Origin of the sequence: Pseudomonas sp. AM4(2022) (genome assembly GCF_036346515.1) — a bacterium.
Taxonomy (GTDB): domain Bacteria; phylum Pseudomonadota; class Gammaproteobacteria; order Pseudomonadales; family Pseudomonadaceae; genus Aquipseudomonas; species Aquipseudomonas paracarnis.
Window position 1 is genome coordinate 189,014 of sequence record NZ_JAOTNW010000006.1, and the last position, 13,527, is coordinate 202,540.

General features: G+C 57.5%; 13 protein-coding genes. 1 reads left to right on the plus strand and 12 read right to left on the minus strand.

Features of this window, described 5'->3' with window-relative positions:
* Positions 1–93 precede the first annotated feature (93 nt).
* A complete protein-coding gene (locus ODQ19_RS10635; RefSeq protein ID WP_330209995.1) occupies positions 94–1,257 on the plus strand; it encodes an AAA family ATPase in 1,164 nt (387 codons plus the stop codon).
* Between the two features lie 99 nt (positions 1,258–1,356).
* On the opposite strand, the gene ODQ19_RS10640 is transcribed toward ODQ19_RS10635, so the two are convergent.
* The 12 genes from ODQ19_RS10640 to ODQ19_RS10695 form a co-directional block, all read right to left on the minus strand.
* A complete protein-coding gene (locus ODQ19_RS10640) occupies positions 1,357–2,205 on the minus strand; it encodes a transporter substrate-binding domain-containing protein (protein WP_003187618.1) in 849 nt (282 codons plus the stop codon).
* The gene (locus tag ODQ19_RS10645) at positions 2,202–2,978 is read right to left on the minus strand and encodes an amino acid ABC transporter ATP-binding protein (RefSeq protein WP_116666331.1); all 777 of its coding nucleotides are present in this window, start codon (positions 2,976–2,978) and stop codon (positions 2,202–2,204) included. Before ODQ19_RS10645 ends, ODQ19_RS10640 begins: the two co-directional genes overlap by 4 nt.
* Positions 2,975–3,634, minus strand: a complete 660-nt coding sequence (locus tag ODQ19_RS10650) for an amino acid ABC transporter permease (RefSeq protein WP_116666332.1) — start codon at positions 3,632–3,634, stop codon at positions 2,975–2,977. Before ODQ19_RS10650 ends, ODQ19_RS10645 begins: the two co-directional genes overlap by 4 nt.
* Positions 3,615–4,280 carry an amino acid ABC transporter permease gene (locus tag ODQ19_RS10655; protein WP_330209996.1) on the minus strand — a complete coding sequence of 222 codons (666 nt, stop codon included), beginning with the start codon at positions 4,278–4,280 and terminating at the stop codon, positions 3,615–3,617. The genes ODQ19_RS10650 and ODQ19_RS10655 overlap by 20 nt, the downstream gene beginning before the upstream one ends.
* Positions 4,281–4,596: 316 nt before the next feature.
* Positions 4,597–5,379: a MetQ/NlpA family ABC transporter substrate-binding protein gene (locus tag ODQ19_RS10660; protein WP_330209997.1), complete on the minus strand. Its 783-nt coding sequence runs from the start codon at positions 5,377–5,379 to the stop codon at positions 4,597–4,599.
* Positions 5,380–5,485: 106 nt separating this feature from the next.
* A complete protein-coding gene (locus tag ODQ19_RS10665; protein ID WP_330209998.1) occupies positions 5,486–6,412 on the minus strand; it encodes a sigma 54-interacting transcriptional regulator in 927 nt (308 codons plus the stop codon).
* A gap of 47 nt (positions 6,413–6,459) precedes the next feature.
* Positions 6,460–7,041 (minus strand): alpha/beta hydrolase, encoded by a 582-nt coding sequence (locus ODQ19_RS10670; RefSeq protein WP_034125468.1) that lies wholly within the window; start codon positions 7,039–7,041, stop codon positions 6,460–6,462.
* Between the two features lie 283 nt (positions 7,042–7,324).
* The gene (locus ODQ19_RS10675; RefSeq protein WP_330209999.1) at positions 7,325–10,261 is read right to left on the minus strand and encodes a glycosyltransferase family 32 protein; all 2,937 of its coding nucleotides are present in this window, start codon (positions 10,259–10,261) and stop codon (positions 7,325–7,327) included.
* Between the two features lie 195 nt (positions 10,262–10,456).
* Positions 10,457–10,858, minus strand: a complete 402-nt coding sequence (locus tag ODQ19_RS10680; protein WP_003187607.1) for an ExbD/TolR family protein — start codon at positions 10,856–10,858, stop codon at positions 10,457–10,459.
* A gap of 1 nt (position 10,859) precedes the next feature.
* A complete protein-coding gene (locus tag ODQ19_RS10685; protein ID WP_087149709.1) occupies positions 10,860–11,582 on the minus strand; it encodes a MotA/TolQ/ExbB proton channel family protein in 723 nt (240 codons plus the stop codon).
* A gap of 25 nt (positions 11,583–11,607) precedes the next feature.
* Complete coding sequence (locus ODQ19_RS10690; RefSeq protein WP_330210000.1) at positions 11,608–12,420, minus strand: energy transducer TonB; 813 nt, start codon at positions 12,418–12,420, stop codon at positions 11,608–11,610.
* Between the two features lie 235 nt (positions 12,421–12,655).
* A complete protein-coding gene (locus ODQ19_RS10695; RefSeq protein ID WP_005783745.1) occupies positions 12,656–13,507 on the minus strand; it encodes a LysR family transcriptional regulator in 852 nt (283 codons plus the stop codon).
* Between the last annotated feature and the right edge of the window lie 20 nt (positions 13,508–13,527).

Consider the following 13,527-nt stretch of genomic DNA (forward strand, 5'->3'; position numbering starts at 1 on the left):
TCAAGTGTGTATGCGACTGTGAGCTTAGATCAGGGTTCCTTATCTGCATGGAGGATCCCATACTCCAATGGTTCCCACGCTGACTAAATACATATGCTTAAAACCCTCGCGGTGGCCAATTACCGCTCGATCAACAAATTGGTGGTGCCCCTGGACCGACTGAACCTGGTGACCGGGCCCAATGGCAGCGGCAAGTCCAACCTGTATCGCGCCCTGCGCCTGCTGGCCGAGACCGCCCAGGGCGGGGTGATCAATGCGCTGGCCCGCGAAGGCGGGCTGGATTCGACCTTCTGGGCCGGGCCGGAAAACATCAGCCGGCGCATGCGCAATGGCGAAGTACCGGTGGAGGCCGTGGTCGCCCAGGGTGTCAAACGCTTGCGCCTGGGCTTTGCCGGGGAGGACTTCAGCTACGCCATCTCCCTGGGCATGCCCATACCGGTTCCCGGCAGCGAGTTCAAACTGGACCCGGAGATTAAAAAGGAATGTATCTGGGCCGGTCCCCTCTACCGTCCGGCCAGCCTGCTGGTTCAGCGCTCGGGGCCGATGGTACGCGCCCGTGATGGGCGTGCCTGGGATGTACTGGCCCAGCACACGCCCAACTATCACAGCCTGTTCGATCAGGTAGGCAGCCTGCGCGGTTCGCCGGAAGTATTGCTGCTGCGCGAAAGCATCCGTGGCTGGCGCTTTTATGATCATTTTCGCAGCGATGTGGATGCGCCGGTGCGCCAACCGCAATTAGGCACGCGCACGCCGGTGCTGCATCACGACGGTCGGGACTTGGCGGCCGCATTACAGACGATTCGCGAAGTGGGCGATACCGAGGCCTTGCAGCACGCGGTCAGCGATGCCTTCCCCGGCGCACGGTTGCATATCGAACCCTTGCAGGGCGGCCGCTTTGCCATCGAGTTCTATCAGGAAGGCTTGCTGCGCCCATTGTCGGCGGCGGAACTGTCAGACGGCACCCTGCGCTACTTGCTGTTGATTGCCGCGCTGCTGACCCCCCGGCCACCGACCATGATGGTGCTGAACGAGCCGGAGACCAGCCTGCACCCCGACCTGTTGCCGGCGCTGGCGCGCTTGATTATCCAGGCGTCGAAGCAGTGCCAGGTGTGGGTGGTGAGCCACGCCAGCCGCTTGATTGCGGCGTTGCAGCAGGATGAGGGGTGTAACTCGATTGTGTTGGAGAAGGTGATGGGGGAAACGCGGATTGTGGGACAAGGGATGCTGGATGCGCCGGCCTGGCATTGGCCGGAGTAGGCGGTGACTGCACTGGCCTCATCGGGGGCAAGCCCCCTCCCACATTTTGATTTGTGAATACATTCAAAGGTGGGAGCTGGCTTGCCTGCGATAGCTATTTCAGCCCTGCCACTTACCGCCTTCAACAATCACACTCTCAGGCTTAGTGTCATCGCTCAGCTCTTTACGCACATATTGGTCATAGAGCTTGAGCAGGAACTTCTCCTCACCCAACTTCGCCAGCTCGGCATTCACCCAGTCGCGCAGCTCGGTATTGCCCTTCTTCACCGCCGGAGCAATCGGTGCTTCATCCCCCAGTTTCTCTTCCAGCACGCGGTAGCCTGGGTTCTGCTTGGCCCAGCTGAACAGCACCAGGTTGTCTTGCGCGTAGGCATCCCCACGGCCAGCCGATAATGCTTGCAGCGACTCGGAGTTCTTCTCGAACTTGAGCAGCTTCCAGTCCGGGTGGTTCTTGGTCAGCCAGATATCGGCGGTGGTGCCGGTCGTGACGATGGTGGTACGGGTTGCCAGGTCGTCCAGGCTTTTCACCGCACTGTCATTCGGCACCAGGGCCTGGACCGCGACTTTCAGGTTGGGGTTGGTGAAGTCCACCGCTTCCTTGCGTTCAGGCGTCACGGTCATGTTGGCGAGAATCAGGTCGACCTTGTCGCTTTGCAGGAAGGGGATACGGCTGGCAGGTTCCACGGCGACAAATTCCACCTTGTTTTCGTCGCCCAACAGGTCCTTGGCGAATTGACGGCCAATGTCGGTATCGAAGCCGACATAACGACCGGCTTCATCCACAAAACCGAATGGCGGCTTGTCGGTAAACACGCCCACAATCAGCTTGTCCCGCGCTTTGATTTTGTCGATGTAGCTCACAGCGGCGGGTTTTACCGGCTCTTCGGCCTTTTTATCGCAGCCGGCCAGCAAGGCGACGGCAAACAGTGGCAGCAGTAACTTTTTCATATCAGCTCCAGTTCCTTGATCTTTTTGGGCAGTGTTGAAACAAAGGAGAACTTCTCCAGGAACTGCTGCGCGCGTGCGGTCTGCGGGTTCGTAAAGAATGCCTCGGGGGTGTTGTGTTCGAGGATGCGACCGGCCTCCATGAACACCACGCGGTCAGCGACGGCGCGGGCGAAGGCCATTTCGTGAGTAACGATCAGCAGAGTCATGCCATCGCGGGCCAGGTCCTGGATCACTTCCAGCACTTCCTTGACCATCTCCGGGTCGAGGGCCGCGGTGACTTCGTCAAACAGCATGACCTGAGGGTTCATGCACAACGAGCGGACGATGGCGATGCGTTGTTGCTGTCCACCGGAAAGCTGGCGTGGGAAGGCGTCGCGCTTGTCGGCCAGGCCCACGCGTTCCAGCAGTTTTTGCGCCTGCTCACGAGCCTCGCGGGGGTCACGTTTTTGCACTTTGAGCGGGCCGAGCAGGATGTTGTCGAGCACGCTCATGTGCGGGAACAGGTGGTAGCTCTGGAACACCATGCCAATGTCCTGGCGTACCTGGCGCCAGTCGGTGGTTTTATCCAGCAGCTCAATGCCTGCAAAGCGCAAGTGTCCGCTGTGAGCAACCTCCAGCCCATTTAGGCAGCGCAGCAAGGTGCTTTTGCCACAGCCGCTGGGGCCGAGGATCACCACCACTTCGCCGCGTTGCACGCTCAGGTCGATGCCCTTGAGCACCTGCGCCTCGCCGAAGAATTTGTTGAAACCCTGGAACTCGATCAATGCGCTCATGCTTGGGCCCAGCGCCGTTCCAGCACCTTGGAGGCGGCTGACAACGGGTAGCAGATAAAGAAGAAAAACAGGAACAGCGCACCGTAGATCAATACAGACTCATAGGTGCGCTCGATGATTTGCTGGCCGACCTTGATCACATCCACCACACCAATCAGCACCGCCAGGGAGCTGGTCTTGATGATGCGCGTGTACACGTTGATGGTCGGCGGCGTCATGCGCTTGAGGGCCTGGGGCAGCAGTACATAGCCGTACAACTGTGGGCCGGACAGGCCAATCGACAGCCCCGCTTCGCGCTGGCCACGGGGCAGCGAATGCAACGCGCCACGCACCACTTCGCCCACCTCGCTGGCGCCCCACAACGACAGCACCAGCACCGCGCACCAGAAACTCGGGATGCTCAGGCCGAAGAAGATCGGCACGCCAAAAAACAGCAGGTACAACCACACCAGCACCGGAATGGCGCGAAACAGTTCCAGGTAGACCCGCAGCACGCCGTTGATCGCCCTGTTATTCAAGGTGCGCAGCACGCCGTAGAGCACGCCACCAACCGTACTGAAGGCGATGCTCAAAAACGAAATCGACAGGGTTTGCGCAGCGCCCTTGCCCAATTGCGGCAACGACACCCACAACAACTCAAGACCCGAACTGGCCATGCTGGAGCCTCCTTTCCAGGCGGCTGAGCAACAGCGACAACGGCAGGAACAACAGCACGCAAATCAGCGTCAGCACAGCGAGCATTTCGTAGGTTTTGTAGTAGAGAGCGATGTAGCTCTTGGTGGTGTAGAGAATTTCCGGCACCGCCACCGCCGACACCACGGTGGTTTCCTTGAGCAGGAAAATGAAATTGGCGAACAGCGCCGGCAGGCTGAGGATGCCGGCCTGGGGCAGGATCACGTGGCGCAGCAGCTGCCAATCGGACAGGCCAATGGACTTGCCCGACTCGATTTGCGCCAGCGGCACCGCTTCCACACCGGCGCGCAGTACTTCGGTGAGGTAGGCGCCGCCCAGAAAGGTCATGGTGATGATCGCCGCCCAGAACCCGGAAATATTCAAACCCAGGGCCGGCAGCGCGAAGTAGACGAAGAACAGTTGGATCAACAACGGCGTGTTACGCGCCAGCTCCACATAGAGCGCCACCAGGCGCGACAGGTAAGGCATGCGAAACACTAGCAGCGCAGCGTTGATCAGCGCCACCAGCAAGGACGTGGCAATGGCGATCAGGCCGACTTGCAGCGTCACACCCACGGCCTTGAGAAACGCCGGCAGGGTGCTGAGGATAAAAGCGAAATCGAAGGTCATGTGCAGTCCATATCGCCGCATGGGTAATGCCGCGAGCGCAGTCCGTGCCGACGTGGATAACGTCAGCTAGCGCGAACTTTAAAGGTATAAAAATCAAATTTTAAATACCTAGATAGCATATCCATATCACCAAAAAACTTACCTCTGTGGGAGCTGGCTTGCCTGCGATAGCGGTCCGTCAGGTACAGATGTGACACTGACCCACCGCTATCGCAGGCAAGCCAGCTCCCACAGTTTTGAAGGTATTTCAGATAAAAAAACGCCGACGCTGTAGTAGCCGTCGGCGTTGAAACCTTGAAGGGGGTTTTGGCTTACATCAGAACGCTGGCACCACCGCGCCGTTGTACTTCTTCTCGATGAAAGCTTTGACTTCCGGGCTGGTCAGGGCCTTGGCCAGCTTCTGGATAGCATCGCTGTCCTTGTTGTCCGGGCGTGCCACCAGGAAGTTCACGTACGGCGACTTGGCATCTTCGATGATCAACGCGTCCTTGGCCGGGTTCAGGCCAGCTTCCAGGGCGTAGTTGGTGTTGATCACGTCCAGGTCAACCTGATCAAGTACGCGCGGCAACAGGGCCGATTCCAGTTCTTTGAACTTCAGGTTCTTCGGGTTGCTGGCGATGTCTTTCGGGGTGGACAAGGCGTTTTTCGGGTCCTTCAGTGTGATCAAACCATTCTTCTGCAGCAGCAACAGGGCGCGGCCACTGTTGGAGCCTTCGTTCGGGATAGCTACAGTGGCGCCATCTTTGAGCTCAGAGATATTTTTGATCTTTTTCGAGTAACCGCCGATGGGTTCAACGTGCACACCGACCACTGTAACCAGGTTGGTGCCCTTGCCCTTGTTGAAGTTTTCCAGGTACGGCAGGGTCTGGAAATAGTTGGCGTCCAGGCGTTTCTCAGCGACTTGCACGTTGGGCTGTACGTAGTCGGTAAAGACTTTGATCTGCAGGTCCACGCCTTCCTTGGCCAGGGTCGGCTTGATCAGCTCGAGGATTTCGGCGTGCGGGATCGGCGTAGCGGCCACCACCAGTTTCTCGTTGGCCTGGGCGAAGCCGGCAGTCAGAGCAGCCGCCAGAGCGGTAAACAACAGAACCTTTTTCATGCAATGTCCTTCTAACGACCGTTTTTATGTGAGGTGCCAGCGAAGTGCTATCGCGGCGTGGGAGGGACAATACCTAGATTTTTTATTCCCGAACAATATCTTTTATTCACTTTGATATTCCATTTTGCTCATACAGGAATTTACGCAACGACTCCCACTCGGCTGGACTGGCGCTGGCAAAAATTCGTCGCACTTGCTCCAGCGGCGAACCCGCCACCGGCAAGTTCAAATGCTCGGGCAAGATTTCATCGCCACTGCTCACCAGCAAGGCAAAGTGAATGACGTTTTCCAATTCTCGCGTATTGCCCGGCCAGGTGTGGTGTTCCAGCACTTGCTGGGCGGCGTCGCTGATCAGCGGCACCGGCAGGTCCAGGCGCTGGCTGTAGATGCCCAGGAAATATTCGGCCAGGGACAAGATATCTCCCACCCGCTCGCGCAACGCCGGCAGGTCCAACCGGCCCTCACTCAAATAATGGAACAGACGCTCGTGAAACTTGCCGACGGCCACGGCCTGGGCCAGGTCGATGCTGGTGGCGGCCACCAGGCGCACATCCACCGGGCTGGGCTGATGAGCGCCGACGCGGGTGACTTCGTGGTTTTCCAGGGCCGCGAGCAATTTCACCTGGATCGGCAGCGGCAAGTCGCCAATCTCATCCAGGTACAAGGTGCCGCCATTGGCCGAGCCGAACCAACCCGCCCGGCTGCTCGCCGCGCCGCTGTGGCTACCGGCGGCATAGCCGAACAACTCGGCATCCGCATAGGTGGGGCTGATAGCGCCACAGTTGACCGAGACAAACAGGCCAGTACGGTCGCTGCCACGGTGAATGTGCCGCGCCAGCAATTCTTTACCGCTGCCGGTTTCTCCGCGAATCAGTACGGGTAAGGCACGCGGCGCAAGGCTTTCCAACTCTTCACGCAGTTGGCGTGAGCGTGGGTCGACGAACACCAGCGCCTTGGCGCGGATGCTCAACGGGCTTTTTTCAGCATCGGGAAAGGTCAGCAGCGGCTGGCCAAAGGTTTCATGCAGACTCATGGCAGGCTCCCGCCCCAATCCGCACAGGGACGGGGCGTTGAAAAATATTAGGCGCTGCGCCGAGCGTGGTGCTCGAGGCGATGTTGCAAGCGATAGAGGTAAGCAAACCCTTGCTCCCAGCGCCGGTGGCCGGACTTCACATTGATATGCCCGGCGCCCGACAAGATGCCGGCTTCGGCGCCCCACTGACGCGCCAGTTCCAGAGCCCTGGGGGCGCTCACGGCACTGTCGTTATCGGAGCTGACCACCTGGCTGGGAAATGGCAGCAGGTCAGTTGGAATAGGGGCGAAATTGCGCAGAGCAGGGGCACACGCAGGGCGCTCGACATCCGCCGGTGCCACGAGCAACGCGCCGCGTACCTGCCGCAAGAAGTGCACGGGGGCAGTGGCGGCCCAGTGGGCCACGGTGATGCAACCCAGGCTATGAGCGATCAGGATGACCGGCGTGCTGTCGGCAGCGATGGCCTCGGCCAGTGCGGCAACCCAGTCCTCGCGACGCGGCGTCAGCCAATCGGCCTGTTCCACCCGTGCGCTATTGGGCAGGCTGTTCTGCCAATGGGTTTGCCAATGATCTTCTGGCGATCCTTGCCAGCCCGGCACGATCAGATAACGAATCGACTCGCTGTGCATGGGTGTGCCCTCCTGCAACGTTTAGCGTTGCAGCTCAGTATAGGGATGACCTTCAAACAGAATAAGGAATAAAAAAGAATTTATTAATAACAAAATAGAATTTAGCCATATCTCCCCGCCCACACCTCAGGAAACGCCATCGCTCGCCCCGACACCCAAGTGTCAGAGCGAGACGATGCCCTTCTCTTTGGCGAAGCTGGATTACTTTCCAGATGAGCAATCAGTGGTCACGTTTAAGCGTCCAGCGCTCACTATTGCTCATGCCGTCAAGCCTATACCCGGATTAACGAGAATGCTGCATGGAGTGCTCCGCCCCGATAGAAACCCCAAACTTATGATTCATCGGCATATAATAATCTCTCAACTCAGTGTATTTTTTTGCATAATTTTCGGGAAGAAGAACACGAGCATTCAAGAGCTCGTTTATTTCATCGACAATCGGAAAGAAACCGTAATTCTCTCGTTCGAGCACATCCCCAAACATTCTCGGACCGGTTATTTCAAAAATCTTTGTTTCATACTCTTTATAAGCCTGTTGCTCTGCGGTTGTCGCTTCCTCAGGCAGGAACGGACGATTTGCCTGCAACCAGGATTCATTAGCCTTGTATCGCTGATAAGATTCTTCCATAAGGGTATCGAGCAAAGGATTGTCGGGATGGCTCGCAAAATTACTTGTATTGAACCCATTGAAGTCCGTGGCAGCGTAAGTAACGGGCGAATTCATCAGAATATCATTTGGGGTGGCTTTCAGCGTGACATCGCCTACCCCCTTAGTCAGAACATCGTCAGTATCGAGATAAATACCACCGTATTTTTTTATCAGCGCAACGCGCATGACGTCAGATGAGGCCGATAAATTCTGCCCTTGTCCTGAGCGAAAATACTGATACATCTCCCCATACTTGCCGGCATTGAGTTCTCGAAAAGCCTCCTCTTCTTTCAAATCGTGAACTTCAAGCCCACCCACTCGGTGATCCAGAGCGGATTTTATCTTCTGAAAGGCCCCAGCGTTATTGGCATCCACGTGAACGATAGACTTATACCCCGGGCTTTTCCTGGAGTTCTCAATAATATTTTCGAGCAAATGCTCTGGCATCTCATTGCCTGCCCAAAAATAGTGGATGACTTTTGGCACTTCTGTAGCGGCGGAAGGCAGCGACGGCAGTGGCGGTACTTTCAGTGTTTTATTAATAGTCGAAACCGGTGCACTTTTACTCCCGGCAGTCGCCTCGGCTTTAGTACCACTCAGCCACTTTCCTTGCCCCTTACGCCAATAAAAAATGTCATTCACTTGCCCGTTCTCGTTGAGCCCACGCCAGAGGCGTGCCTCTACGTCATACGTAACTTTTGTACCGTACTGACCTACAAAAACCATGTAGTCTTGCGAGAACATTTGATGGATATCGTCCATTGGAATCGTGAACTCCTCTAGGATCTTCGGAGGCGCAACAGGGCTCATCGGATATCCTATCTGGCCATTGACACGTCGTGGCGGGTTGAAGTTTGGCCGCCCTTGTTCGGTGACTTGAGTGGGCGCCTGGGCTGCAATATCACCCCCTGCAACAATGCCCTCCCCGGAGACCCGCTCTGTCAGCACCTTCGCAAGCGGCGCCCCCGCATGAGTGGCTAATGGCGGCACGGCGTTCAATACGCCAAAAACGATACGGTCAGCCCCCGTCGCTTTGCCTTTGACGGCATCATCAATACCGATGCCTGCCTGGGTGACCCCGGCAGCCAGGAAGAAAATATCCAGCCCTATGGCTACTTCCGGCATGACCAGCGCCAGTGGTGTCATGAACATTGCGACCTTTGTGGCCTCCTCCACACCCTGCAGTATCTTGTTCTTGGTGTAGTCGCCATCGCTGACAATGGCATTGTCGGCATCCGAGTAAGAACGCTCTTTTTGCCGAACCTTGACCGCTTCAAAAGGATCGCCACTTAATGGCTCAACGGTGATAAAACGATCCGGCACCCAGCCATTGAGCCCCGAAAGAAACGCGTTCCCTGACGCCTGCGCTTCGGACCAATTGGCCATCCCTTCCAAGGTTTGACGCACACCATCTGAAAACGACCTTCTGGCCTGGTCCTTGAGGGAGAAATGCGTCAACAGTGATTCACGCTTTACAGGATCCCTGGCTTGCTCGGCCAGCCACGTTTTCATTTGTTCCGGATTGTCGAAGCGATGGATCGGCGAGGAATTGCCAGGGATGTAAAGCAATGTGAGCTGGGTTTTGCGGTCGGTCACACACATCAAGTCGGTGGACTGAAAGCCATTGATGCTCAGCATACCGACATCCAGATCCGGGTCCTTGACCGCAGGCGTTGTAAAATCCTGGGCGGTCAGCTCGGACCATTCCTTTTGCGCAACAGGCCCCAACGCACGCTGGGCGAGTGCTGCCTCGGCAGGCTTAAGCGAGCCTTCCAAGCGTTGTAGATTGATCGCTTTAACAAAAGAGATTTTACTCAATGATGTATATGAGCCGCTGTGCTTGTCCCAAAAGCTATCAAGGGTATTTTTATACAGTTTAGTCCGGTCTGTATCCCAGACTAATGTTTTAAAATCATCAACGGGTATGGATACGTGAGTATCCGAAGTATAAGGCGCAGCCCCCTGAGCACTCGGTTCCCGGTAAATACCTTGCCGACTGTTTGCCTCTTCGACCCAGCCGTCAATTTTATTGTAAACATACACTACCGGAGAAAAATATTTGGCAATTTTTCGAAACCAACCCTCATTATCCTCAATCGTTACATCTTGCCTGTTCTTCAGCGCCGCCTGTGTCAGTGTTATTTTTTCGACGACGTCTTTTTCGTCTTCCCCATTATCTTTAAATGTAACCAAAAACGTTTTATCGGGATCAAGATCCAATCCCCAGCGCTGCTTTATCGCTGCGGACAAGATTGTTGAAATTTCTTTTTCGGGGGTTATAAAATCGCCAGAATGTTTACCAATATAAGACTCTATATTAGCGTTTTTCTTCAATGTCGAACTTCCGTTGTTCGTCCCCCTGGAGACGCCGGCAGACTCCCCCCCTTTTGATGCACCGTATTTTCTCTGGTAGTCAACCAAACTTGGCGGCTTACAGGCTGAAGGATGTTTGAGACGTGGTGAACCGGAGGGTGGAGAGACCACCACAGGGGAATTTTCTACAGGCTTATCAGTTGACACCTGCGGATTTACAAACGTGTTTACCAGCTGAACAGGAAACCGTATAGGCATGTAATTTCTCCATTAATTAAATTGCTCCATGCACTGCCCAGCATAATCATGTCGTCCAGAATTGCACGCTTGGAAACACTCAAAAACATGTAAATTCTTTTCCTGTGCAACATCCATAAATACCTGACCCTTAAATAAAAAAAGGCCGCACCCTGCCAAGGAAAGCGGCCCAAAAACTGTCGAGATTTTTTGAAACTACCGTGCGGTGATCACCGACAACTTGGTAATCCCCGCGCGCTCGATCGACGCCATGGCGCGCGCCACTTCGCCATAATTCACACCGTCATCGGCCTGCAGTTGCACCCGTACATCGGGGTCCTTGGCCTTGGCCGCCTGCAGGTTGAATTCCAGCAGGTCCGGCTGGATGGCGTCCTTGTTGATAAACACTTTGCCTGCGCCGTCGATGCTCACCACCAGCGGGTCTTTCTGCTCGACCGGCGCTACGGCCTGGGTCTTGGGCAGGTTGATCGGGATGGAGTTGGTCAACAGCGGCGCGGTAACGATAAACACCACCAGCAGCACCAGCATCACGTCCACCAGCGGCGTGACGTTGATCTCGCTCAGCACCTCATCACTGTCTTGCGTGGAGAAGGCCATGTCAGGACGCCTCCTTCACTTTTTGCGGGCTGGCGACGCTGGCTTTGGTCAGTGTCGGATGCAACAGCACGCGGAATGAGTTCTTCTGCGCCAGGCTGTAGAAGTCGTGGGCAAAGTCATCCAGGTCTGCCGCCGTCAGCTTCAGGCGGCGCAGGAAATAGTTGTAGACCAGCACCGCAGGCACCGCGACGGCGATCCCCACGCCGGTCGCAACCAGCGCCGCACCAATCGGCCCGGCCACGGTTTCCAGGCTGGCGGACCCGGCGGCGCTGATCCCCTTCAGCGCTTCCATGATGCCCCACACGGTGCCAAACAGGCCGATAAACGGCGAGGTGCTGCCGATACTGGCGACTACGGCCAGGCCGGTCTCCAGGGAGCGGCGCTCGCGCACGATTTGCTGGCGCAGGGCGCGTTCGAGGCGGTCCTGGTGATTGATCGCCTGGCTCAAATCCGCAGCATGGGTGGTATCGCCCACCTGGATCGCGGCATAGCCAGCTTGGGCTACACGGGCGGCGGCGCCAGGCTGGGTGTCGGCGAGTTCGGCGGCCGAGTCGAGGCTCGATGCCGCCCAGAACTGTTTGTGAAACTTGCGATCCTGGGCCTTGAGGCGACCGAACTGCACGCCCTTGAGCAAGGCCAGGCCCCAGGTGGCGACCGAAAAGGCCACCAACAGCCAGATCACCGCGCTTTCGATGGATTCAAGTGGAGATGCCAATGCCATGATGTTTTCCCTCTGCGCCGCTGAATAATTAATGAATCTTGAAATCGATGGGCACGCTCACCCAGCCGTTCTGGGCCACATCGCCCTGCTTGGCAGGCACGAAACTCCAGCGCTTCACCGCTGCCAATGCCGCGTCATCCAACTGCTGGCGACCGCTGCTTTTTTGCACCTGGATCTCACCCGGTTTACCGCTGGCCAGCACCTGCACGCGCAGCAACACCGTGCCTTCCCAACCGCGACGCTGAGCCAGTGACGGGTATTCCGGCGCCGGGTTTTTCAGGTACGCGGCGTTGGCCGAAGCAGGCGTCACCGGCGCTGGCGCCGCAGGTGCGGGCGGTGCAGGTGGCGCTGGCGTCGGTGGTGCAGGTGGCTGCTCGACGGCCTTGGGGGCCGGCTTGGGCTCAGGTTTAGGCACGGGCTTGGGCTTGGGTTTCACAACAGGTTTGGGCGGCGCCGGCTTGGCCGCCAACTCATCCACCACCGGCGGCGGTGGCTCGACCACAGGTGGCGGCGGTGGTGGTGGTACAGGTGGTGGCGGTTCAACCACCGGCGGCGCCGGCTGGGAAAATTCGATGGTCATCGGTGGAATTTCCGGCGGCACAATCGGCAGCACCGGCGTGGGTTTCTGGCTCACCCAATAGATCACTGCGCCGTGCAGCGCCAACACCAGCAACCCGAGCAAAAACCCTTCGCGGCGGCTGGAAAAACGCTTCGGGGTCTTCTGCAGGCGCAATTGCCCCAACGGCGCGCGATGCGGCCGGCCAAGGTCGACCAACTCACCACTCGGTGCCTGGCGCCACTGCGCCTCGGGTGCACTGGCGGCGGTCTGGACATTGCCCATTGATTCACTCCCTGCGGTTTTGAAAAACCGACGGGGCCTGCGTGAAGGCCCGTCGAGGGCTGAATCATCGGGGCCAGACATTTATCTCTTAAAGTAATCTTTAAAGTTATATATAGAACAAAATTGCATATATAAAACAGCCGTTAACGCCAAAGCCACGGGGTACGTGGCCTGGCTTCAAGCCGTCGTTTTTCAATGCCCTAAAGGCATACAAAATATTCAGCAAAGGTATGGCTCAGTGCGGGTTTCCACTGCACAAAGCCAGCAATTCACCCAGCAAACTCTGGCCCGCGGCGCCCAAACCACTGCGGCCATACAGGGCCAATCGCACGCCATGAACAGGTGGCAAGCCACTCTCTGGGCCGAGTATGCGATGGCCCGGTTGCAACACCCGTTCCGGCAATAAACTGATGCCCAAGCCTGCCGCCACCGCCGAACACACGCTGGCCAGGCTGGCACTGGAATAGCCGATGCGCCAACGCCAACCGGCCCGTTCCAGATGGTGCAGCATGTCGTTGCGATACAGGCCGCCCACGGGGAAAGCCACCAGCGGCAGCGGATCGCGGCCCAGCGCCGGGGTGCTCAGGCTGTCGACCCAATACAAGGGCTCCGGCCACGACGCCACACAGTCGTCGCTGTCACCCATCTGCTTGACCAGCAACACGTCGAACTCACCGCCCCGGTACTGGCGCTGCAATTCAGGGCCCAGCCCGCTGGTGACTTCCAGTCGCACCCGTGGATAAGCCACGACAAACGCCGAAAGCAGCGGCATCAGGCGCTCGGCGGCAAAGTCCTCCGGCACGCCGAGGCGCAACACGCCGTCGCTTTGCTGGTTGATCAGCACATCGGCGGCTTCTTCGTGCAGCGCGAGGATGCGGCGCGCATACGCGAGCAGGCGCTCACCCTCGGCGGTGGCCACCACGCGGCGCTGGTCGCGGTCCAGTAACTGACAAGCCACTGCATCTTCAAGCCGGCGGATCTGCTGGCTGACAGTGGACTGGGTCAAATGCAGGCGCTCGGCGGCGCGGGTGAAATTGCCGCAGTCCACCACGGCGACAAAGCTGCGCAACAACACGGGATCGAACAACGTCATCACCATTGTGTTTG

Bases quoted from the DNA above. Each gene is read 5' to 3' on its own strand.
- ODQ19_RS10635 (WP_330209995.1), top strand. From the start codon at position 94: ATGCTTAAAACCCTCGCGGTGGCCAATTACCGCTCGATCAACAAATTG.
- ODQ19_RS10640 (WP_003187618.1), bottom strand. From the start codon at position 2,205: ATGAAAAAGTTACTGCTGCCACTGTTTGCCGTCGCCTTGCTGGCCGGC.
- ODQ19_RS10645 (WP_116666331.1), bottom strand. From the start codon at position 2,978: ATGAGCGCATTGATCGAGTTCCAGGGTTTCAACAAATTCTTCGGCGAG.
- ODQ19_RS10650 (WP_116666332.1), bottom strand. From the start codon at position 3,634: ATGGCCAGTTCGGGTCTTGAGTTGTTGTGGGTGTCGTTGCCGCAATTG.
- ODQ19_RS10655 (WP_330209996.1), bottom strand. From the start codon at position 4,280: ATGACCTTCGATTTCGCTTTTATCCTCAGCACCCTGCCGGCGTTTCTC.
- ODQ19_RS10660 (WP_330209997.1), bottom strand. From the start codon at position 5,379: ATGAAAAAGGTTCTGTTGTTTACCGCTCTGGCGGCTGCTCTGACTGCC.
- ODQ19_RS10665 (WP_330209998.1), bottom strand. From the start codon at position 6,412: ATGAGTCTGCATGAAACCTTTGGCCAGCCGCTGCTGACCTTTCCCGAT.
- ODQ19_RS10670 (WP_034125468.1), bottom strand. From the start codon at position 7,041: ATGCACAGCGAGTCGATTCGTTATCTGATCGTGCCGGGCTGGCAAGGA.
- ODQ19_RS10675 (WP_330209999.1), bottom strand. From the start codon at position 10,261: ATGCCTATACGGTTTCCTGTTCAGCTGGTAAACACGTTTGTAAATCCG.
- ODQ19_RS10680 (WP_003187607.1), bottom strand. From the start codon at position 10,858: ATGGCCTTCTCCACGCAAGACAGTGATGAGGTGCTGAGCGAGATCAAC.
- ODQ19_RS10690 (WP_330210000.1), bottom strand. From the start codon at position 12,420: ATGGGCAATGTCCAGACCGCCGCCAGTGCACCCGAGGCGCAGTGGCGC.